Source organism: Saccharothrix saharensis (genome assembly GCF_006716745.1).
GTDB classification, from domain to species: Bacteria; Actinomycetota; Actinomycetes; order Mycobacteriales; family Pseudonocardiaceae; genus Actinosynnema; species Actinosynnema saharense.
In genome coordinates this window covers 727,750-748,190 of record NZ_VFPP01000001.1, presented here as the reverse complement: position 1 = coordinate 748,190, position 20,441 = coordinate 727,750, and the positions used below count along the sequence as shown (strand labels likewise).

17 protein-coding genes are annotated in these 20,441 nt (G+C 72.0%); 13 read left to right on the top strand and 4 right to left on the bottom strand.

Features of this window, described 5'->3' with window-relative positions; translation table 11 throughout:
• Positions 1 to 37 precede the first annotated feature (37 nt).
• Positions 38 to 205, bottom strand: coding sequence for a hypothetical protein (locus FHX81_RS40260; protein ID WP_170231904.1), 168 nt, complete (start codon positions 203 to 205; stop codon positions 38 to 40).
• A gap of 216 nt (positions 206 to 421) precedes the next feature.
• On the opposite strand from FHX81_RS40260, the gene icmF reads away from it, so the two are divergent.
• The 8 genes from icmF to FHX81_RS02680 all read left to right on the top strand — a co-directional run bounded on the left by icmF (position 422) and on the right by FHX81_RS02680 (position 11,082).
• A complete protein-coding gene (gene icmF, locus FHX81_RS02715; RefSeq protein WP_141975046.1) occupies positions 422 to 3,661 on the top strand; it encodes a fused isobutyryl-CoA mutase/GTPase IcmF in 3,240 nt (1,079 codons plus the stop codon).
• A gap of 85 nt (positions 3,662 to 3,746) precedes the next feature.
• Positions 3,747 to 4,301 (top strand): hypothetical protein, encoded by a 555-nt coding sequence (locus FHX81_RS02710; RefSeq protein ID WP_141975045.1) that lies wholly within the window; start codon positions 3,747 to 3,749, stop codon positions 4,299 to 4,301.
• Positions 4,298 to 6,964: a hypothetical protein gene (locus FHX81_RS02705; protein ID WP_141975044.1), complete on the top strand. Its 2,667-nt coding sequence runs from the start codon at positions 4,298 to 4,300 to the stop codon at positions 6,962 to 6,964. The genes FHX81_RS02710 and FHX81_RS02705 overlap by 4 nt, the downstream gene beginning before the upstream one ends.
• Positions 6,965 to 6,992: 28 nt before the next feature.
• A complete protein-coding gene (locus FHX81_RS02700) occupies positions 6,993 to 7,781 on the top strand; it encodes an MBL fold metallo-hydrolase (protein WP_141975043.1) in 789 nt (262 codons plus the stop codon).
• A gap of 85 nt (positions 7,782 to 7,866) precedes the next feature.
• Positions 7,867 to 8,298 (top strand): hypothetical protein, encoded by a 432-nt coding sequence (locus FHX81_RS02695; protein ID WP_141975042.1) that lies wholly within the window; start codon positions 7,867 to 7,869, stop codon positions 8,296 to 8,298.
• Complete coding sequence (locus tag FHX81_RS02690; RefSeq protein WP_141975041.1) at positions 8,295 to 9,464, top strand: zinc-dependent alcohol dehydrogenase; 1,170 nt, start codon at positions 8,295 to 8,297, stop codon at positions 9,462 to 9,464. The genes FHX81_RS02695 and FHX81_RS02690 overlap by 4 nt, the downstream gene beginning before the upstream one ends.
• A gap of 82 nt (positions 9,465 to 9,546) precedes the next feature.
• Positions 9,547 to 10,050, top strand: a complete 504-nt coding sequence (locus FHX81_RS02685) for a hypothetical protein (protein ID WP_141975040.1) — start codon at positions 9,547 to 9,549, stop codon at positions 10,048 to 10,050.
• Between the two features lie 96 nt (positions 10,051 to 10,146).
• Positions 10,147 to 11,082 carry a hypothetical protein gene (locus FHX81_RS02680; protein WP_246107590.1) on the top strand — a complete coding sequence of 312 codons (936 nt, stop codon included), beginning with the start codon at positions 10,147 to 10,149 and terminating at the stop codon, positions 11,080 to 11,082.
• Between the two features lie 4 nt (positions 11,083 to 11,086).
• Here FHX81_RS02680 and FHX81_RS02675 read toward each other — a convergent pair whose 3' ends face one another.
• Complete coding sequence (locus FHX81_RS02675; protein WP_141975039.1) at positions 11,087 to 12,121, bottom strand: LacI family DNA-binding transcriptional regulator; 1,035 nt, start codon at positions 12,119 to 12,121, stop codon at positions 11,087 to 11,089.
• Positions 12,122 to 12,392: 271 nt separating this feature from the next.
• On the opposite strand from FHX81_RS02675, the gene FHX81_RS02670 reads away from it, so the two are divergent.
• From FHX81_RS02670 to FHX81_RS02655, 4 genes are read left to right on the top strand one after another with little or no spacing between them, the layout of a single operon-like run.
• Positions 12,393 to 13,640, top strand: a complete 1,248-nt coding sequence (locus FHX81_RS02670) for an ABC transporter substrate-binding protein (protein WP_141975038.1) — start codon at positions 12,393 to 12,395, stop codon at positions 13,638 to 13,640.
• Complete coding sequence (locus FHX81_RS02665) at positions 13,640 to 14,560, top strand: carbohydrate ABC transporter permease (protein ID WP_141975037.1); 921 nt, start codon at positions 13,640 to 13,642, stop codon at positions 14,558 to 14,560. The genes FHX81_RS02670 and FHX81_RS02665 overlap by 1 nt, the downstream gene beginning before the upstream one ends.
• 16 nt (positions 14,561 to 14,576) lie before the next feature.
• Complete coding sequence (locus tag FHX81_RS02660) at positions 14,577 to 15,458, top strand: carbohydrate ABC transporter permease (RefSeq protein ID WP_141975036.1); 882 nt, start codon at positions 14,577 to 14,579, stop codon at positions 15,456 to 15,458.
• A complete protein-coding gene (locus tag FHX81_RS02655) occupies positions 15,455 to 16,825 on the top strand; it encodes a GH1 family beta-glucosidase (protein WP_141975035.1) in 1,371 nt (456 codons plus the stop codon). The genes FHX81_RS02660 and FHX81_RS02655 overlap by 4 nt, the downstream gene beginning before the upstream one ends.
• A 72-nt stretch (positions 16,826 to 16,897) precedes the next feature.
• On the opposite strand, the gene FHX81_RS02650 is transcribed toward FHX81_RS02655, so the two are convergent.
• Positions 16,898 to 17,692: a DUF3152 domain-containing protein gene (locus FHX81_RS02650; RefSeq protein WP_141975034.1), complete on the bottom strand. Its 795-nt coding sequence runs from the start codon at positions 17,690 to 17,692 to the stop codon at positions 16,898 to 16,900.
• Positions 17,689 to 19,266, bottom strand: coding sequence for a putative glycoside hydrolase (locus FHX81_RS02645; protein ID WP_141975033.1), 1,578 nt, complete (start codon positions 19,264 to 19,266; stop codon positions 17,689 to 17,691). The genes FHX81_RS02650 and FHX81_RS02645 overlap by 4 nt, the downstream gene beginning before the upstream one ends.
• 129 nt (positions 19,267 to 19,395) lie before the next feature.
• Here FHX81_RS02645 and FHX81_RS02640 point away from each other — a divergent pair, with 129 nt between their 5' ends.
• Positions 19,396 to 20,439 (top strand): polysaccharide deacetylase family protein, encoded by a 1,044-nt coding sequence (locus tag FHX81_RS02640; RefSeq protein ID WP_246107589.1) that lies wholly within the window; start codon positions 19,396 to 19,398, stop codon positions 20,437 to 20,439.
• Positions 20,440 to 20,441: the final 2 nt, after the last annotated feature.

Genomic DNA, 20,441 nt, shown 5'->3' with positions numbered 1-20,441 from the left:
CCCAAATGCCTCTATGGCTTCAGTGTTGACTAAAAAATCATGCGTCCGGCTCGGGCTTGCGCCGTCGGCCACCTGTCCTGACCTGCTTGGACGGCTCCTCGACAGGCTCGGCCTGCTGCTTGCCGGCACCCGCCGCCTCGGCGGTGCCAGGGTGGTCGGCGAGCAGGATGGCGGCCAGCTCGTCGTAGATAGGTGTGCTGCTCATGGAAGATCCTCTACCCCGTTTGGACGGAAACTACACGCGTGTTCTTCGAGGGGTACGGCCAGGGTTGCGAAAACGATCGACGTCCGCGAGTTTAGATCCGATTTGTCCGGTTATTGGCGCATCCGGGTGACCCGTCGCACAACACGCTCCTACTTCCGATAGACGGATGTCCTAGTAATCTGGAGGGCAGTTCCGCGCCTGCCGAAGGAGCCAGTCGTGACCGCTGCCCCGCTGCACACCCCGCTGCACCCGGTCCGCTTCGTGACCGCGGCCAGCCTGTTCGACGGGCACGACGCCGCGATCAACATCATGCGGCGCATCCTGCAGTCCCAGGGCGCCGAGGTGGTGCACCTCGGCCACAACCGCTCGGTGCGCGAGGTCGTCGCCGCGGCCGTGCAGGAGGACGTGCAGGGCATCGCGATCAGCGCCTACCAGGGTGGGCACGTCGAGTACTTCAGCTACCTGGTCGAACTGCTGGCCGAACGCGGCGCGGAGCACATCAAGGTCTACGGCGGCGGTGGTGGCGTCATCGTGCCGGAGGAGATCGAGCTGCTGCACTCGCGCGGCGTGGCGCGCATCTTCTCCCCGGCCGACGGCCAGCGGCTCGGCCTCGCCCGCATGATCAACACGATGGTGGAGGCGTGTGACTACCCGCTGGCCGAGCGCGCGCCGTCGTCGTGGGACGGCTTGTTCACCGGCGGCGAGGACGTGCTGGCCCGTGCGATCACGCTGATCGAGGCGGGTGCGCTGCCCGCGGACGTGCGCGACCGGATGGCCCACGTCGCGGCCGAACGGCCGGTGCCGGTCCTCGGGATCACCGGAACGGGTGGTTCGGGCAAGTCGTCGCTGACCGACGAGCTGGTGCGCCGGTTCCGGCTGGACCAGCAGGACAAGCTGCGGGTGGCGGTGCTGGCGGTGGACCCGACCCGGCGCAAGGGCGGCGGCGCGCTGCTGGGTGACCGGATCCGGATGAACTGCCTGGACGGTGACCGGGTGTTCTTCCGCTCGCTGGCCACGCGCCGGGCGGGCTCGGAGGTGCCCGAGGGGTTGGCGGACGCGATCGTGGCGTGCAAGGCGGCCGGGTTCGACCTGGTCGTGGTGGAGACGCCGGGCATCGGTCAGGGTGACGCGGCGATCGTGCCGTTCGTCGACCTCTCGCTGTACGTGATGACGCCGGAGTTCGGCGCCGCGTCGCAGCTGGAGAAGATCGACATGCTGGACTTCGCCGACGTGGTGGCGATCAACAAGTTCGAGCGGCGGGGCGCGGAGGACGCGCGGCGGGACGTGGCCAGGCAGCTGGTGCGCAACCGGGAGGCGTTCGGGGCGTCGTGGGAGGACATGCCGGTGTTCGGCACGTCGGCGGCGACGTTCAACGACGACGGTGTGACGGCGCTGTACCAGCACCTGCGCGGTGAGCTGGCGCAGCGCGGGTTGGACGTCGCGGAAGGCGCGTTGCCGGTCGTGGCGGGCCGGGTGTCGACGTCGGCGGCGACCGTGGTGCCCCCGACGCGGGTGCGGTACCTGGCGGAGATCGCCGAGACGGTGCGCGGCTACCACCGCGCGACCGAGACGCACGTGGACGCGGTGCGGCGGGTGGCGCACCTGCGGGCGGCGCGGGCGGAGCTGGAGGCGGCCGGGCACGACACGGCGGCGATCACGTCGTTGCTGGAGTCGGCGCACAAGCAGGTCGACGCGGTGTCGGCGGAGTTGCTGGCGTCGTGGCCGGAGGTGGTGGAGGCCTACAGCGGTGACGAGATGGTCGTGCGGGTGCGGGATCGGGAGATCCACACCAAGCTGACCCGGGAGACGTTGTCGGGCAACAAGGTGCGGCGGGTGTCGTTGCCGCGCTACGAGGACGACGGCACGTTGCTGCGGTTCCTGCGCAAGGAGAACCTGCCGGGTCGCTTCCCGTACACGGCGGGGGTGTTCCCGTTCAAGCGGGACGGTGAGGACCCGGCGCGGATGTTCGCGGGTGAGGGTGACGCGTTCCGGACCAACCGCCGGTTCAAGTACCTGTCGAAGGGTTCGGAGGCGACGCGGTTGTCGACCGCGTTCGACTCGGTGACGTTGTACGGGCGTGACCCGGACACCCCGCCGGACGTCTACGGCAAGATCGGCACGTCGGGTGTGTCGATCGCGACGCTGGACGACATGAAGGCGCTGTACGCCGGGTTCGACCTGACCGCGCCGACGACGTCGGTGTCGATGACGATCAACGGTCCGGCGCCGACGATCCTGGCGTTCTTCCTGAACACGGTGGTGGACCAGCAGGTGGACAAGTTCCGCGCCGAGCACGGCCGCGAGCCGTCCGAGGCGGAGGCGGACGAGCTGAAGGCGTGGGCGTTGTCGACCGTGCGCGGCACGGTGCAGGCGGACATCCTCAAGGAGGACCAGGGGCAGAACACCTGCATCTTCTCCACCGAGTTCTCGTTGCGGATGATGGCCGACATCCAGGAGTGGTTCATCCAGCACGAGGTGCGCAACTTCTACTCGGTGTCGATCTCGGGCTACCACATCGCCGAGGCGGGGGCGAACCCCATCAGCCAGTTGGCGTTCACGCTGGCCAACGGGTTCACCTACGTGGAGTCGTACCTGGCGCGGGGGATGGACGTCGACGACTTCGCGCCGAACCTGTCGTTCTTCTTCTCCAACGGCATGGACGCGGAGTACAGCGTGATCGGCCGGGTGGCGCGGCGGATCTGGGCGGTCGCGATGCGGGAGCGGTACGGGGCGAACGAGCGGTCGCAGAAGTTCAAGTACCACGTGCAGACGTCGGGTCGGTCGTTGCACGCGCAGGAGATGGACTTCAACGACATCCGCACCACGTTGCAGGCGTTGTGCGCTTTGTACGACAACACGAACTCGTTGCACACCAATGCTTACGACGAGGCGATCACGACGCCGACGGAGTCGTCGGTGCGCCGGGCGATGGCGATCCAGTTGATCATCAACAAGGAGTGGGGGCTGTCGGCGAACGAGAACCCGTTGCAGGGATCGTTCGTGATCGAGGAGCTGACGGACCTGGTGGAGGAGGCGGTGCTGGCGGAGTTCGACCGGCTCTCCGAGCGCGGTGGTGTGCTGGGCGCGATGGAGACCGGGTACCAGCGCGGTCGGATCCAGGACGAGTCGATGCGGTACGAGCAGCGCAAGCACGACGGTTCCCTGCCGTTGATCGGGGTCAACACGTTCCTGCCGGAGGGTGGCGAGCGTGAGCACGTGACGATCGAGCTGGCGCGGGCGACGGAGGAGGAGAAGCGGTCGCAGGTGGAGCGGACGCGGGCGTTCGCGGCGGCGCACGCGGCCGAGGCGGAGCCTGCGTTGCGGCGGTTGAAGGAGGCCGCGGCGTCGGGGGAGAACGTGTTCGCGGTGCTGATGGACGCGGCGCGGGTGTGCACGCTGGGTCAGATCACCGAGGCGTTCTTCGAGGTGGGTGGCCAGTACCGGCGCAACGTCTGATCGGCTGAACCGTGCCGCCGGGTTCTTGCCCCGCGCGGCGGAGCCCGGTACTACCCTCCTGATCACCACATCGGGGAGGGGTAGCGTGACGGATCCGCTCGCGCTCTCGGTGCTCGGCGCCGCGGCGCTGACCGAGGGCATCAAGTTCCTGTACGGCCAGGCGACGGAGTTGCTGCGGCGGCGCCGGGAGCGCCGGGACGAGGCGGCGGCGCTGGAGGTGGAGCCCGCCGAGGTGCCCGAGCTGGACGGTGAGCTGCGGCTGCCGTTGCGCGCCGACGGCGCGGTGCTGGAGCGGGTGGAGCCGGACCTGAAGGAGTTGCGCCGCAAGCTCCAGGACTACGCCGACGGCGTCGAGGAGGTCGCCTCGGACGACCGGGGCCTGCTGGAGTCCGCGGACGCGGTGCGGCGGCTGCTGGAGGCGGTCTACGGGCAGCGCATCACGTTCCGGGGCGAGCAGCGGGCGGCGTCCGGGCCGGTGGTCGAGGGTGGGATCGACGTGGACGTGGTCGCCGGGTACGTGGCGGCGGTGCGGGCGCGGGCCGTCACGGGTGGCGCGACCGTGCGGGCGTCGGTGCGGGCGAACGAGGTCGCCGAGGGTGCCGAGGTGATCGGCGTGGACGTGGATCGGATCGGCGGTTGACCGATCCGGGGTTGTCCGGGCTGACCGGGGCCGAGCTGCTCTTCGAGGACGTGGTGCGGGAGCACCTGGCCCGCGGCCTGGTGGAGCGGACGTGGTTGCTGGACCGGGTCGAGCGGCACTTCCGGGACCCGGGGTGCCGGTTCGTGCTGCTGCTGGGCGGTCCGGGCACGGGCAAGAGCACGGTGCTGGCGTGGCTGGCCCGGCGTTACGGCTTGTCGCCGCGGTACTTCCTGTCCGGGCTGCGCGGCGGACCGCCGGCCGGCGGTGACGCGAAGTCGCTGCTGATCCGGCTGGGCAACCAGCTCGCCGCGCTGAGACCCGGGGTGATGGGCGCGGACCTGGACGTGCGGGTCGAGCAGGCCGTGGGGGAGGTGCGCGGTCGGGCGGTCGGCGTGCGGGTCGACGTGCTGAAGGTGTCCCCGTTCCGGCACACGGCGATGCGGGTGGCGCAGCGGGCGGACGTCGTGTCGGGCGAGGTCATCGGCGTCGAAGTGGGGCTCGTGGTGTCGGAGACCCGGCTGCTCCAGGTGCCCGACCTGCAAGAGTTCGCGTTGTTGGACCCGGCGCGGCGGCTGGCCGAGCAGGAGCCGGACGCGCTGGTGGTCGTGCTGGTCGACGCGTTGGACGAGCTGCGGTTCCGGGCGACCGGTGCGGGGACCGCGGACGTGCTGGACTGGCTGGCCGAGGTGCCGGAGCTGCCCGCGAACGTGCGGGTGGTGGCGACCGCGCGGCCCGACGAGCGGCTGTTGGCGCGGTTCCGGCAGGGGCAGGGCCGCTGGATCTGCGAGGAGCCGATCGAGGCGTCGGCCGAGGAGGTCCGGCGCGACCTGGTGGAGCACGCCCGTGCGCTGCTCGCGGACCCGGTGGTGGCCGGGCTGCCGGTGGTGCGGGCGACCGGTGCGGACCGGCTGGCGCGGCGGATCGCCGGTCGGTCGGACGGCAACTTCCTGTACCTGGCGTTGTGGGGCGCGGCGCTGCGGGAGGCGAGCGAGGCGGGTGACGCCGTCCGGGTGGCCGCGTTGGCGGACTTCGAGGTGCTGCCGGCGGGGCTGGACGGGTTCTACGAGTACTTCCTCGCGTTGGTCGTGCGGGCGGTGGAGCAGCACGAGGCGCCGGGTGGGCTGCGGTTCTGGGACGAGGTGTGCCGTCCGCTGCTGGACGTGCTCGCGGTGGCCTTCGCGCCGTTGCCGCCCGTGGCGCTGTTCGCCCTCGCCGGGGTGGCGCGCCGGCGGCGTGAAGCGGCGCGGGCGTTGGACCACCTCGGCGGGCTGCTGGCGCGCGACGGCGACGGGGTGCGGCTGTGCCACCTGAGCTTCGCCGAGTTCCTGACTTCGGCGGAAGATCAACGGGTGGTGGATCATTGGCACGTGGACGCCGACGAGAACCACTACCTGATCGCGGACCGGCTGATCGACCGCTGGGGGTCGGGCTGGGCCGCCTGCACGGACGACTACGCCCTCGACCACACCGTGGCGCACCTGGTCTCGGGGATCCGGACGGCCCGGTCGCCCGAGGTGCGGGCCGACTGCGCCCGCGCGTTGACGGCGTTGCTCGCCGCGCCGGACCACGGGCTGGCCAAGGCGCGCCGGCGGGGGCTGGACGTGGTGCTGTCCGACTACGTCGACGCCGTCACGGCGGTGGACGGGGCGGGGACGGCAGCCGGGTCGGCGCTCGCGGGCGGGCTGAGCGGCGTGGTGGCGCGGCTGGTGGACGACGGCGTGCCGGACCTGGCGGGCGTGCTGCACGCGGTGCTGGGGTACCGGCCGGTCGCGGCCGAGCTGAACCGGGAGGTCCTGGCCCGGCTCACCGACCCGGAGTACCTCGCGGACGCGGTGGCGGACGAGGAGCGGCGGTCGGCCGCGCTGATCGCGTTCTCCCACGGCCAGGCGACCCGGCTGCGTCGCACCGGTGTGCCCGCGGACCTGGAGGAGGCCCGTCGTCTGCTGCTCGACGCGGTGGCGGGGGTGCGGGACATCGACCGGAGCACGTCGACGCGGCAGCGGGCGGTGCTCTACTACGAGCTGGCCTACCTGGAGTTCCTGCACGGCGCGCACGAGCAGGCGGCGTCGTGGTTCGCGCGCTCGGTGGAGGCGGCGCAGGAGTCGGGGGACCTGGTCGGCGCGGCGTTCACGAGGCTGGTCGCGATGCGCGTGGCGCTGTTGAGCGGCACGGTGGAGCACGACGACTACCGGGCCGCGCACGAGGAGGCGTTGGCGTTGTTCGCCGACGGCGGGGTGGGCAGCCCGCACCTGTCGCGGTGGACGACCTCGGCGCACGCCCAGCTGCTGGACCTCGCGCTGTTCACGGAGGACCGGGACGGGGTCGTGGAGCGGCTGGGGACGTTGGCCGAGGACCGGTGGTACGGCGACAGCGGCCGGTCGGACATGTTCGACCGCTACCGGGCGCGCGCGGCGGTCGTGACGGGGGACTGGCCGACCGCGGCGGAGCTGTACGGGCGCCTGCTGGCCGAGGAGCTGGGCGACCCGCCCGCGCACCGCGAGGAACTGGCCCGCGACCTGTACTACTACGGTCGCGCGCTGGCCGGGCTCGGTGACGGTGACCGGGCGCGGCGGGTGTGGGAGCTGGCGTTGCGGTGCCCGGACAACGCGGCCAACTGGCCGTGGAAGCCGCGGGTGGAGGAGGTGCTGCGCGGCCTGGGTTGACCGGTCCGCGTGCGGGCACCCCGCCGTCATGAACTCGCTGTTCTTCGTCGGCAACGCGACCACGGTGCTGCGGTTGGGGCCGTTCACGCTGCTCACCGATCCCAACTTCCTGCGCCGCGGCCAGTGGACCCACATCGGGCAGGGGGTCCTGGCCCGGCGGCGCGTGGACCCGGCGGTGGGGATCGACGACCTGCCGCCGGTGGACGCGGCCGTGCTGTCGCACTTCCACGGCGACCACTTCGACCGGATCGCCGCCCGCCGGCTGGACCGCGACCTGCCGATCCTGACCACGCCGCACGCCGCGCGCCGGTTGGCCCGGCGCGGGTTCCGAGAGCCGGTCGCGCTGTCCACGTGGGCCGACCTGAGCCTGCGCAAGGACGGGGCGAGCCTCACCGTGACGGCGTTGCCCGGCCGGCACGCGCGGGGCCGGCTGGCCCGGCTGCTGCCGCCGGTCATGGGCAGCATGGTCGAGTACCGGGCCGCGCCCACCGCCACGCCGTTGCGCCTTTACATCAGCGGCGACACCTTGGTGCACGACGACCTGCGCGAGATCCGCGAGCGCTACCCGTCGATCGACGTCGCGGTGCTGCACCTGGGCGGCACCAAGGTGCTCGGGGTGCTGCTGACCATGGACGGCGAGCAGGGCGTCGACCTGCTGGAGCTGTTGCGCCCGAAGCAGGCGGTGCCGGTGCACTTCGACGACTACAGCGTGATGAAGTCCCCGCTGTCGGAGTTCGTCGCCGAGGTCGAGCGGCGCAGGCCCCCGGTGGCGGTGTCGTACGTCGACCGGGGTGCGACGTTCGCCCTGCCCGGGTGACGACCACTGCCGACCCGCTCGTCTCCCACCCGAGTGAGTCGCCGCCCGCTGGGTACTCGCTGACTTCGCGACGAAAGGCGGAGTGATGAACGCAACCGTGAAAGCCGTCGCCGTCACCGGCGTGGGTGCGGCGGTGGCGGTCGGCCGGCGGATGACGACCCGTCGGCGCGAACTGCGCCGCAGCCGGTCCGACCACTGGCTCGCGGTGACCGTGGACCGGCCGTTCGACGTCGTGGCCGGGTTGGCGGAGCTGCCCGGTCCGATGGGCGAGCTGCGCGGGCGCGTCGAGGTGCGCCTGCGCCCCGCCCCGGGCGACCGGGGCACCGAGGTGCTGGCCGTGCCCGAGGACGACGACGTGTCGAGGGAGGACCTGCGCGTGGCGTTGCGCAAGACGAAGTCGCTGCTGGAGACGGGTGACGTGATCCGGCCCGACACACCGCCCACCACCCACCCGGGCCCGGCGGGCAAGCTGCTGCGCGCGGTGATCGGCAAGTCGGCGGGGGAGGGGCGGCTGTGAGGGCGTTGTGCTGGGAAGGCGTCAACGACGTGCGGGTGCAGGACGTGCCCGACCCGCGGATCCTCAACGACGGCGACCTCATCCTGAAGGTGCGGCTGAGCACCGCGTGCGGCTCGGACCTGCACCTGCTCACCGGCCACATCCCGTTCATGCAGGCCGGTGACGTGATCGGGCACGAGTTCATGGGCGAGGTCGTCGAGGTCGGGCCCGGCGTGACCCGCCACGCGGTGGGCGACCGGGTCGTCGTGGCGTCGTTCATCGGGTGCGGGCAGTGCTACTACTGCCGCAACGACCTGTGGTCGCTGTGCGACAACACCAATACCAACCCCGGCATCACGCAGGCGCTGTGGGGCGCCGACCCGGGCGGGATCTTCGGCTACTCGCACGCGATGGGCGGCTTCAAGGGCAGCCACGCCGAGTACGTGCGCGTGCCGTTCGCCGACCACAACGCCATCCCGATCCCCGACGGCGTGGACGACCTGAGCGCGGTGTTCGCCTCCGACTCCGCGCCCACCGGGTGGATGGGCGCGGACCTGGGCGGCGTGCGGCCGGGTGACGTCGTAGCCGTGTGGGGCAGCGGCGCGGTGGGGCAGATGGCTGCCCGCTCGGCGCAGCTGCTCGGCGCGGAACGGGTCGTCGTGGTGGACCGCTTCGACTACCGGCTGCGGCAGGCCGAGTCCGTGTTCGGCCTGGAGACCTTGAACTACGAGCACGTCGACATCGGCGCCGCGCTGCGCGAGATGACCGGCGGACGCGGCCCGGACGTGTGCATCGAGGCGGTCGGCTGCGAGGCGCACAGCTACGGCCCCCAGTACGCCTACGACCAGGTCAAGAGCAAGCTGAAGCTGGAGACCGACCGGCCGATCGCGGTGCGCGAGGCGATCCACGCCTGCCGCAAGGGCGGCACCGTCTTCGTGCTCGGCGTGTTCAGCGGGGTGGTCGACAAGTTCCCGCTCGGCGCGGTGATGAACAAGGGCCTGACCTTGCGCGGCGCGCAGCAGCACGGGCAGCGCTACATCCCGATGCTGCTCGACCGGATGGCCTCGGGCGAGCTCACCACCACCCACCTGGCCACGCACGTCCTGCCGCTGGAGGAAGGCGCGCGCGGCTACCGGCTGTTCAAGGACAAGGAGGACGACTGCGTCCGCGCGGTCTTCCGACCCTGAGTCACGCAACGTGTATCCAGCCACTGCTCCGAAACTCCTAAAGAGTGAACCCAGAAGGAGTAACGAGGGCGGGTGAGGCCCAATGAGGTGGTTTACCGGAGAAACGTTCACCGTCCTGGCCTGCACGGTGGCGGCCGGTTGCGCCGCCCTGCCGGGACAGCCGACCCGGCAACGGGCCGACGAGGTCCCGTCCGCGGAACCGACGACGTCGGAGCACTCCGCGCACGGCACCCCGGGGCGGTCCGGGGAGGGATCGGCGACGCGGCCCGGAACCCCGGAGCCGCAGATCCCCACCCCTCGCGTGCCGCAGGGGAGCGCCAACCCGCCCGGCGTGCCCGGCAGCCCGATCAAGTACGACACCACCGAGCTGGTCGGCGCGGGCGTGGAGGAGACGAAGGAGACGATCGAGGGGAGGATCCGAGGCAACCGGGGGTGCGACCGGGACCTGTGCGGCGTGACCGTCGTCGTTCCCCGGGTCGGCGGGAACTGCGTCTCGGAGATCTCGCCGGGTGCGCCTCCCGGCGGCGGTCCCGAGCGTGCAACCGGGTGGAACGGTTCGGATCCACCGGGGCGCGTGCGCCGGTGAGACCACCGGGCAGACCCCGTCGTCGGAGGGGGCGACGCCCGAGACGACACCCGAGGCGACGGCCGGAACGGCGCCCGGGACGACGAGCAGCGGGCCGTGACCGCCGTGACCGCCCGCCGGAGCGCGAGCCCGGCGCAGCCCGCGACCGACCCGGTCGTGCCGCAGACCGGGCCGGCGCGGGCGTCGCGGATCATGGCGTCGGTCGTCGCCGACACCACCCTGCTCACCACCCTGCTGTACTTCTTCGGCCTGGTCGCGACGCAGGTCTTCTTCGCCCACTTCCGGGTGCACTACACGCTGCTCGGCCAGACCCCGGACGAGGTGCTGGCCCGCGGCGCGGACGGGTTGTTCCTGCCGCTGGCCGGCATCGCGATCGCCGTCCTGTCCGGCACGTTCCTGGCCCGGTACGCGCGCACCCGGCTGCCCGCCCGGCAGTGGGCGGCGTTGCCGCGGGTCTGCGCGCCGATCGCCGCCGTGCTCGGCATCGCCCTGCTCGCGGTCACCGTGCCGATCACCGTCCACCCGGAGCCGTTCCGCGCCTACCCGGGCCTGCCGGGGCTGGGGTTCGCGGTCGGCATCGTGCTGCCGGCCTTCGCGTGGCGGCGGTCGAGCGTCACGGCCGGTCGGGGCCGCAGGGGCGCGCGGTTCGGCGTCGCGGAGTCGGTGGCCGCGTTCCTGCTCGTCAGCATCGGTTTGTTGTGGTCGGTCGGGGACTACTCCAGCGCGGTCGGCACCCGGCGCGGGTTCGAGGTCGAGGCACGCGTGCCGGACATGCCCGCGGTGGTCGTCTACAGCGGGGAGGGCCTGAACCTGACCGGTGAGGGCGTGCGCCAGGTCGCCTGCGGACAGCCCGACGGCGCGTACAAGTACCGCTACGACGGGTTGAAGCTGCTGCTCCGGTCCGGCGGCCAGTACGTGTTCCTGCCCGCCACGTGGCGGTCCTCGGCGGGCACCGCGTTCGTCGTGCCCCGCACCGACTCGCTGCGCCTGGAATTCGGCCCGCCGGGCAGCACGCCGGCCCCGACGTGCTGACCGCTCACCGGCTGGAGGACCGCACCACCAGCCGGGTCGGCAGGAACGCGGGCGCGGGCTTGTCCCCGCCGTGCACCATGGTCAGCACGGCCCGCGCCGCGGCCACCCCGATACCGGCCTTGTCCTGCGCCAACGTGGTCAGCGGCGGATCCACCAACGCGGCCAGCTCGATGTCGTCGAACCCCACCACCGCCAAGTCCTCCGGCACCCGCAGCCCCGCGTGGCGCGCGGCCAGCAACGCGCCCACCGCCATCTCGTCGCTGGCGCAGAACACCGCCGTCGGCGGCTCCGGCAACGCGATCAGCGACCGCATCGCCGACTGCCCGCTGGGCCGGTAGTAGTCGCCCTCCACCACGTACTGCGGCGGCACGGCCAGGCCGGCCCCGGCCATCGCCTCGCGGAAGCCGTCCAGCCGGTCCACCGCCGGCCGGTTGGCCCGCGGCCCGGTGACGGTGGCGATGCGGCGGTGGCCCGCCTCGACCAGGTGCCGCACCGCCATCGCCGCACCGCCCACGTTGTCCGACGTCACGTACGTCGCCCGCGGCCCGTCGACGTCCACGTCCACCGCCACGCACGGCAACCCGGACTGGGCGAACGCGGCGAACGCCGGGGCGTCCGAGCCGCTGTCGATGAGCACCAGCCCGCCCAGGTGGTGGCGCCGGGTCATGTTCACGTACGCCACCGGGTCCGCCAGCGACGCGCCGACCGCCCGCAACGCGGCGGACCCGCTCGTGGCCAGCATCAGCAGGTGGTAGCCGTGCGCGCTCAACGCCGACTTCAACCCGATCAGCAGCTCCTGCAGGTACGGGTGCCGCCAACCGGGCCTGCGGTGGTCGGTGTCCCACACCAGGCCGATCAACCCGGACCGCTTGGTGGCCAGCGCGCGCGCCGACTCGTTGGGCCGGTAGTCCAGCTCGCGGGCCACCCGCTCGACCACTTCGCGCTTTTCCTTGCTGACTGTCAGCGGCTGGTTGAAAACGCGTGAAACGGTCGCCACGGACACCCCGCACAGCTGGGCGATCTCACGGATCGTGGTCATCTCCCGCCCTTTCTTTGTAACCGGTTTCAAGCGTTCAGCCGGTGCGTCCTGACCAGGGTGGACACGGTATCACCTGCGGAAACTCCGAAGGAGTGGAACAGGCAGGTTATCGGTTCGTTACTTGACGGTGTCGCGGCCCGGGGCTGTCATGTACACCACACCGGCCGGACGCACGTCCCGGTCGAATTCGCCGGAAACCCCGGAACAACCCCGCGGGTCCCCGGCGTGCCCGAAAACGGCCCGCTTAGTGATGGAGAGGGAGAGCCGCGTTATGAGACGAACTCCGACCTTGGTCGGCGCCGGCCTGCTGGCCGCCGCCCTGGTCGCCGCCGGCTGCGGCAGCGGCGCGAGCGACGGCAAGACCAGGATCACCATCGGGCTGTTCGGCAACTTCGGCTACCAGCAGCTGTTCGAGGAGTACGAGAAGGCGCACCCGGACATCGACATCACCGACCGCACCGCCTCCTACTCCGACCACCACAAGAACCTCGCCGCCCACCTCGCCACCAACAACGGCGCGGCGGACATCGAGGCCGTCGACGTCGGCTACATCAACCAGTTCAAGGCCAACCCCGGCCAGTTCGTCGAGCTCGGCGCCGACGTCAAGGACCGCTGGCTGGACTGGAAGTGGGAGGGCTCGCTGTCCAAGGACGGCAAGCAGATCGGCTACGGCACCGACGTCGGCGGCCTGGCCATCTGCTACCGCCGCGACCTGTTCGAGGCCGCCGGCCTGCCGTCCGACCGCGACCAGGTCTCCGCGCTGTGGCCCACCTGGGAGCAGTTCATGGCCACCGGCAAGCAGTTCGCGGCCAAGGCCCCGGCGGGCGCCAAGTTCTTCGACGGCGGCCCCACCGTGCTCAACGCGATCGTCGGCCAGGCGCCCACCGGCTACTACGACAAGACCGACAAGATCGTGGTCGGCGACAACGCCGACATCCGCAAGGGCTGGAACCTGGTCGCCCAGGGCGTGGCCGACGGCCTGTCCGCCGGGCTGCTGCACAGCACCCCGCAGTGGAACACCGGCTTCAAGCAGGGCCAGTTCGCCACCCTGGCCTGCCCGGCGTGGATGATGGCCAAGATCAAGGACCAGGCGCCCGAGACCTCGGGCAAGTGGGACCTCGCGGCCGTGCCCGGCGGCGGCGGCAACTGGGGCGGCTCCTACCTGACCGTGCCCAAGCAGGGCAAGAACACCGACAAGGCCGTCGCGCTCGCCGCCTGGCTCACCGCGCCCGAGCAGCAGGCCAAGGTCTTCGCCAGCGCGGGCCTGCTCCCGTCCACGCCCAAGCTCTACAGCGAGGAGTCGGTGGCCAAGAAGCAGGACCCGTTCTTCAACAACGCGCCCGTCGGCAAGGTCTTCACCGACGCCGCCCGCGCGCTGAAGCCGCAGTACCAGGGCCCGAAGGCCGGTGACGTGCAGACCGAGATGGGCAACGCCATGCAGCGCGTCGAGCAGGGCAAGCAGAGCCCGGACGAGTCGTGGAACCAGTTCGTGGGCGACGTCAAGAGGCTCGAGAGCTGATGAAGACGGACTGGCGCGAACGCCGCCACCGGTGGGACATCCGGTACGCGCCCTACGCCTACATCGCGCCGTACTTCCTGCTGTTCGCGGTGTTCGGCCTGTTCCCCCTGCTCTACACCGGCTGGGTGTCGATGCAGGACCGCAACCTGCTCGACGGCGACGCCGCCACGTTCATCGGCGTGGACAACTACGTCCAACTGCTCACCGCGGACCCGTACTTCTGGAACGCGATGGGCAACACGCTGAGCCTGTGGCTGCTCACCACCGTCCCGCAGATCCTGTTCGCGCTCGGCATCGCGCAGCTGCTCAACCGGCGGCTGCGCGGCCGGACGTTCTTCCGGATGGGCGTGCTGCTGCCGAACATCACCTCGGTGGCGGCGGTGACGATCATCTTCGCGCAGCTGTTCGGCCGTGACTTCGGCCTGATCAACTGGGTGCTGGACCTGTTCGGCGCGGGCCGGATCGATTGGCAGGCCGGCACCGGCAGCTCCCACACCGCCATCGCCGCGATGGTGGTGTGGCGCTGGACCGGCTACCACGCGCTGATCTTCCTGGCCTCCATGCAGGCCATCCCGACCAGCGTGTACGAGGCGGCCCGGCTGGACGGCGCGAGCGCGTGGCAGCAGTTCTGGCGCATCACCGTGCCCATGCTGCGGCCGCAGATCATCTTCTCCACCGTGATCGCCACCGCGGGCAACATGCGGCTGCTGGCCGAGCCGCTGCTGTTCAACCCCGGCGCCGCCGCCGCGACCGGCGGCTCGGACCGGCAGTTCCAGACCGCCGCGCTCTACCTCTACGAGCAGGGCTTCGCGAAGTTCGACTTCGGCTACGCGTCGGCCATCGCCTGGCTGCTGCTCATCGCGACGGTCGCCATCACCGGGTTGAGCTACCTGGCCGCCCGCCGCATCCGGACCGACTGAAAGGGCAGCCACAACCATGACCAGCGTGCTCGACCGGCCGGCGCCCGCCGCCCGGCCGCCCGCCCGCCGCGGGCGCGGTGCCGTGCGGCTGCCCGGACCGTGGACCTACGCGGCGCTGATCGCGGTGCTCGCCGGGTCGGCGTTCCCCGTGTACTGGTCGCTCGTGGTGTCCTCGCAGACGCCGGACAAGGTGGACAGCGTGCCGCCCGTGCTCGTGCCGGGCGGCAACCTGTTCGCGAACATCTCGCGGGTGTTCGACCAGTCGGACTTCGCGCTGGCGATGATGAACTCGCTGATCGTGGCGGGGACCATCACCGTGTCGGTGGTGTTCTTCTCCACCCTGGCGGGCTTCGCCTTCGCCAAGCTGAAGTTCCGCGGCCGGTCGGCGCTCATGCTGCTGGTGGTCGCCACCCAGGCGGTGCCCACCGAGCTCGGCGTCATCCCGCTCTACATGATGATGAGCGACTTCGGCTGGGCCGGCGAGATCCACGCGGTCATCGTGCCCGGCCTGGTGACGGCGTTCGGCGTGTTCTTCATGCGCCAGTACTTCGAGCGGGCCGTGCCCGACGAGCTGCTGGAGGCGGGCCGCATGGACGGGTGCAGCTCGCTGCGCCTGTACTGGAACGTGGTCCTGCCCGCCGCACGCCCGGCCGCCGCCGTCCTCGGCCTGTTCACGTTCATGCAGGCGTGGAACGACTTCTTCTGGCCGCTGGTCGTGCTGACGCCGGAGAACCCCACCGTGCAGACCGCCCTGTCCACCCTGGCCAGCGGGTACACCACCGACTACACCCTCGTGCTCACCGCGGCGACCATCGGCACCGTGCCGGTGCTCGCGGTGTTCCTCCTGTTCGGCCGGCAGATCGTCGGCGGGATCATGCAAGGAGCTCTCAAAGGATGACCGACTTCCCCCAAGGATTCCGCTGGGGCGTCGCCACATCGGCCTACCAGATCGAAGGGGCCGTGGACGCCGACGGGAGAGGACCGTCGATCTGGGACGCGTTCGGCGCGGTGCCGGGCGCGGTCGCCGGCGGCGACACCGGAGCGGTCGCGTGCGACCACTACCACCGGGTGCCGGAGGACCTGGCGCTGCTCGGCGAGCTCGGCGTGGACGCCTACCGGTTCTCCGTGGCGTGGCCGCGGATCCTGCCCACCGGCGCCGGCCGGGTCGAGCAGCGCGGCCTGGACTTCTACCGCCGGTTGGTCGACGGGCTGCTGGAACGGGGCATCGAGCCGTTCCTCACCCTCTACCACTGGGACCTGCCGCAGGCGTTGGAGGACCTGGGCGGCTGGCGGTCGCGCGACACCGCGCAGCGGTTCGCCGAGTACGCGGTGGTCGTGCACGACGCGCTGGGTGACCGGGTCACCAAGTGGACCACGTTCAACGAGCCGTACGTGTCCTCGATCGTCGGGTACGGCGAAGGCAGGCACGCTCCCGGCGCGCGGGAGGGCCACGGCTCCCTCGCCGCCGCGCACCACCTGATGGTGGCGCACGGGCTCGCGGTCCAGGCCATGCGCGGCACCCCCGGCCACGAGTTCGGCATCGTGCTCAACCAGTCGCCGTCGACCCCGGTCACCTCGTCGGAAGCGGACGTCGCCGCGGCGCGCAGGCACGACCTGCTGCTGCGCCGCCAGTTCACCGAACCGCTGTTCGCGGGCCGGTACCCCGACGACTACGAGGAGACGTTCGCGGGCGTCACGGACCTGTCGTTCCGCCACGACGGCGACCTGGAGCTGATCTCCACCCCGCTGGACTACGTCGGCATCAACTACTACTACCGCCAGCACGTTGCGGACGCTCCGCACCGCGACCCCGACCCGGCCACCCGCACCTCGATCGACGTCGGCATCGACACCACCCGGCTGCCGGACGTGCCGCGCACCGCGATGAACTGGCCGGTCGAGCCGGAAGGCCTCACCCAGACGCTGGTCGGCCTGAAGGAGCGCTACCCCGACCTGCCGCCGGTGTACGTCACCGAGAACGGGTGCGTGTACCCGGACAACCCCGGCTTCGTCGACCAGGAGCGCATCGAGTACCTGCGCACCCACCTCGCGGCGGCGCACGACGCGCTCACCGCCGGCGTCGACCTGCGCGGCTACTTCGTGTGGTCGTTCCTGGACAACTTCGAGTGGGCGCACGGCTACAAGCACCGGTTCGGCCTGGTGCACGTCGACTACGAGACGTTGGTCCGCACGCCCAGGGCGAGCTTCCACTGGTACCGCGACCTGGTCGCCGAGCAGCGGGCCGGGACGGCCGCCGCGGGGTGACCTGCGTGGCTGCCGTCGCGCGGAGGCGCGTCCGCGCGACGGCAGCCGTGCCCCGGGTCGTGCCCGCGACCCTCACGGCCACGGGTTCGGCTCGCACGCCTTCCCGTCGGGGGTGACCGTGACGCCCTGGTCGCTGCCCGTGGTGATCGACGCCAGGCCGTCGTTGTCCACGCTCAGCGTCTGCTGCATCATCACCGGCGCCGGCGCGCCGTCGGCCGGGCACGTCTCGTGGCCGCGGCCCAGGAAGTGCCCCACCTCGTGGTTCACCGCGTAGATCCGGTAACCGCGCAGGTCGTCGCCGTAGGTGCGGGCGCCGCGGAACCAGCGGGCCGTGCTCAGGTGCACGATCGACCCGATCCGGCACGACGTGTCGTAGGGCAGTTCGAACCCGCACAGCGACCGGGCGGTCCGCTGCGACGTCAACCGGATCCGCAGCTCCGGCTGCTCGTCACCGCCCACCCGCCGGAACACGTGCCGCGTCGACCACCCGCGCGGGTGCCGCAACGCGTGGTCCACGACCGCGGCGAACGAGTCGTCGCCGTGCGGCAGCACCACCCCGTCCTCCACCTCGATCGCGTACGGGGTGCCGGTGCCGCCGCCCGGGCCGGCCGGCGGCACCACGTGCCACGTGCCGGAACCGTGCTCGGGGAACGGCGGACCGGGCGGCAGGTCCGCGCCGGAGCGCACCGCGTCGACCGGCGGCGCGCTCCCGTTCCGGTCGGCCGGGGCGGGCGTGGTCGCCACGACCCCGGAAGCGGGCCACGACACGGTCGCCGGACGCGCCTCCATGCCGACGTCCAGCGCCACGACCGCGGTCGTCGCGAGGCCCAGCCCGGTCAGGTACGGCAGCAGGGTCATCGGCCTCATGCGGGCTCCAAGCCGGCCGAGCCGTAGGTGCAGGCGGCGTTCCACAGCAGGAACGACGGCGCGCCCGCCTCCGCGGAGCCCCGCACCTGCGCCTGCACCTCGCCCGGCCCGTAGTTGTGGCCCAGCGAGAACGCCTGCAACCACGGGATCACCGTCGCCCCGGTGTCCTTCGTCATGCCGACGAAGTCCGCGACCGACGCCCGCACGATCTCGTACGGCTGGGCGTTCGGGTTGGGCACGCCGTACTCGTTCGGCCCCCAGTGCGACGGGTAGACCATCGGCGAGACGTAGTCCACGTGCGCCGCGATGGCCGGGATGTCCTGCGCGACGTCGGTCGGGCTGTGCGCGGCGATGCCGAACACCGACGCGCCCAGGTACGCGCCGTGCTTGCGCACCGCCGCCCGGTTCTCCTCCAGGAAGTCCACGATGGACTGCTCGGGGCTGGTGGCCAGGCCCGGGAACACCATCTGACCCAGCGGGCCGTCCGGCCGCCGCACGTAGTCGTACAGGACGTCGTCGAAGCCCAGCGAGGCGGCCTCCTCGGCGATCGCCGTGTTGTACGCGCGCACCTCGGGGTTGGCGAAGTTGGTGAACGCGTACTGGCCGTAGTGCGCCGACCAGGGCGCGCCGGAGGAGTTCTGCGCCACCCGGTCACGCGCGCCCGACTCCCACGACGCCTTGCCCAGCACCGGGTCGCGGAACGCCACCAGCCTGCCCACCACCCGCAGGTTCAGCTTGTGCAGCTCGTCGACCGCCGCGCGGGCGTCGTAGTAGTTGCGGGTCGCGCCGATCTGCCGGGCCAGCGGCACCTGCGAGTCGTAGCCGATCTCGCCGCTCTCGTCCTTGATGTCCAGCTGCACGGTGTCGATGCGGCCCTCGCGCGCCATCGCCAGCACCGGGTCGCGCAACGACGCCGTCGCCCACGCGGCCGCGCTCATGTGCACGCCGCGCATCCCCGGGTGGGTCACCTTCACCGGGACCTCCTGGCGCTGCGCGTTGCCCGCCGCGTCGCTGGCCTCGACCATGACCCTCGCGGGCACCTGCGGCAACGACGCCTCGAACCGGCCGTCGCGCAGCTCCACCCGCTGGTCACCGACCTTGACCGAGTCGGCGCCGTCCGCGCTGCCCCGCACCGTCACCGGTCCGCGCGGCGACGCGGCCTCGACCACGTCGACCCGCAGCGCGGGCGGTGTCGCGTCCACGGTGAACTCCCGCTGCACCTCCACGTCGGGCATCCACGGCAGCGGGTTGGCCGCCCGCACCGCCAGCGTGTGCCTGCCCTCGGCGAGCTTCACCCCGCTCAACGTCATGCGGCCGTCCGCGCGCCGCGCCTGCACCGGCTGTCCGTCCACTTGCACGGTGACACGGTCGAGCCCGCTGACCTCCGCGGTGGTGATGGACACGCGCTCTACACCCGAAGGAGTGACAGCGCTGCCGTCGCCCAGTTCGGCGACGGCGAGCCCGACGCCGCGGCCGTGCACGATCGTCGTGACGACCCCCGCGATCAGCAGCAGCACCACCACACCGACCACGGGGATCAGCACGCGCTTGAGCTTCCGGGGCGAATCCGACATCGGGCGACTCCGATCTGGGCACGGCTGCGGTTACCAGCGACTTGACCGGGTGGTGCGGCACCAAACCCGAGGTCATCCGAAGGGGTGTACCCCGGTGTCGACCTCCCCGCCACGCGGAACCATCCGGTTGTGAACACCACGTCGCGGAGCCCGGTCCGGACCGTCGTGGCGCTGCTCGCGGCCGTGTGCTGCGGGTGCGCCGCCCAACCCGCGGCGGGGCCGCCCGACCAGGCCGCGGCGCAACTGCCGGCGGCGTCCTCGGCCGCCCCGCCGTCGTCCCCGGCGCCACCGGACCCGGCGGCCGTCGGCGCGAACGAGCTCGGCCAGGTCCCGATCCTGATGTACCACCGGCTGGTCGAGCGGACCTCGTCGGTCTACGACCGGACACCCGCCGCGTTCCGGGCCGAGCTGGAGCGGCTGGCCGCCGAGGGGTACGTGCCGGTGACGACCGCCGAGTACGCGACCGGGCGGATCGACCTGCCGGCGGGCGCGCACCCCGTCGTGCTGACCTTCGACGACGGTGACGCGACCCAGTTCGCGCTGGGACCGGACGGCCGGCCCGCGCCCGGCACGGCGATCGCCATCCTGCTGGACGTGGCCGCGCGGCACCCCGGCTTCCGGCCGGTGGCGAGCCTGTACGTCAACGCCGGCCCGTTCGCGTCACCGGACGGCGCGGCGTTGCGCTGGCTGCGCGGCCACGGCTTCGAGATCGGCAACCACACCCGCGACCACACGAACCTGGCGGCGGCCGACGACCGGGGCGTGCAGGAGGCGATCGCGTCCGGGCAGCGGGAGATCCAGCAGGCCCTGCCCGACTACCCGGTGGCGAGCCTCGCGCTGCCGTTCGGCGCGATCCCGGCGAACGGCGCGCTCGCCCTGCGCGGCGGCGTCGAGGGCACGTCGTACGAGTACGCGTGCGTGCTGATGGTGGGCGCGGGACCGGCGCCGTCGCCGTTCGCGGCCGACTTCGACCCGGCGCTCACCCCCCGCATCCGCTCGCAGGACCCGACCGGCGAGGACGCGCGCTACGGCTCCACGGTCTGGCTGGACCAACTGGCCGCCGCGCCGGAGCAGCGCTACACCTCCGACGGCGTGCCGGACCGCATCTCCTACCCGGCCTCGTCCGGCCTCACGCCCGCGCCCCGGTTCGCCGACCGGGCCGTCGCCTACTGAGC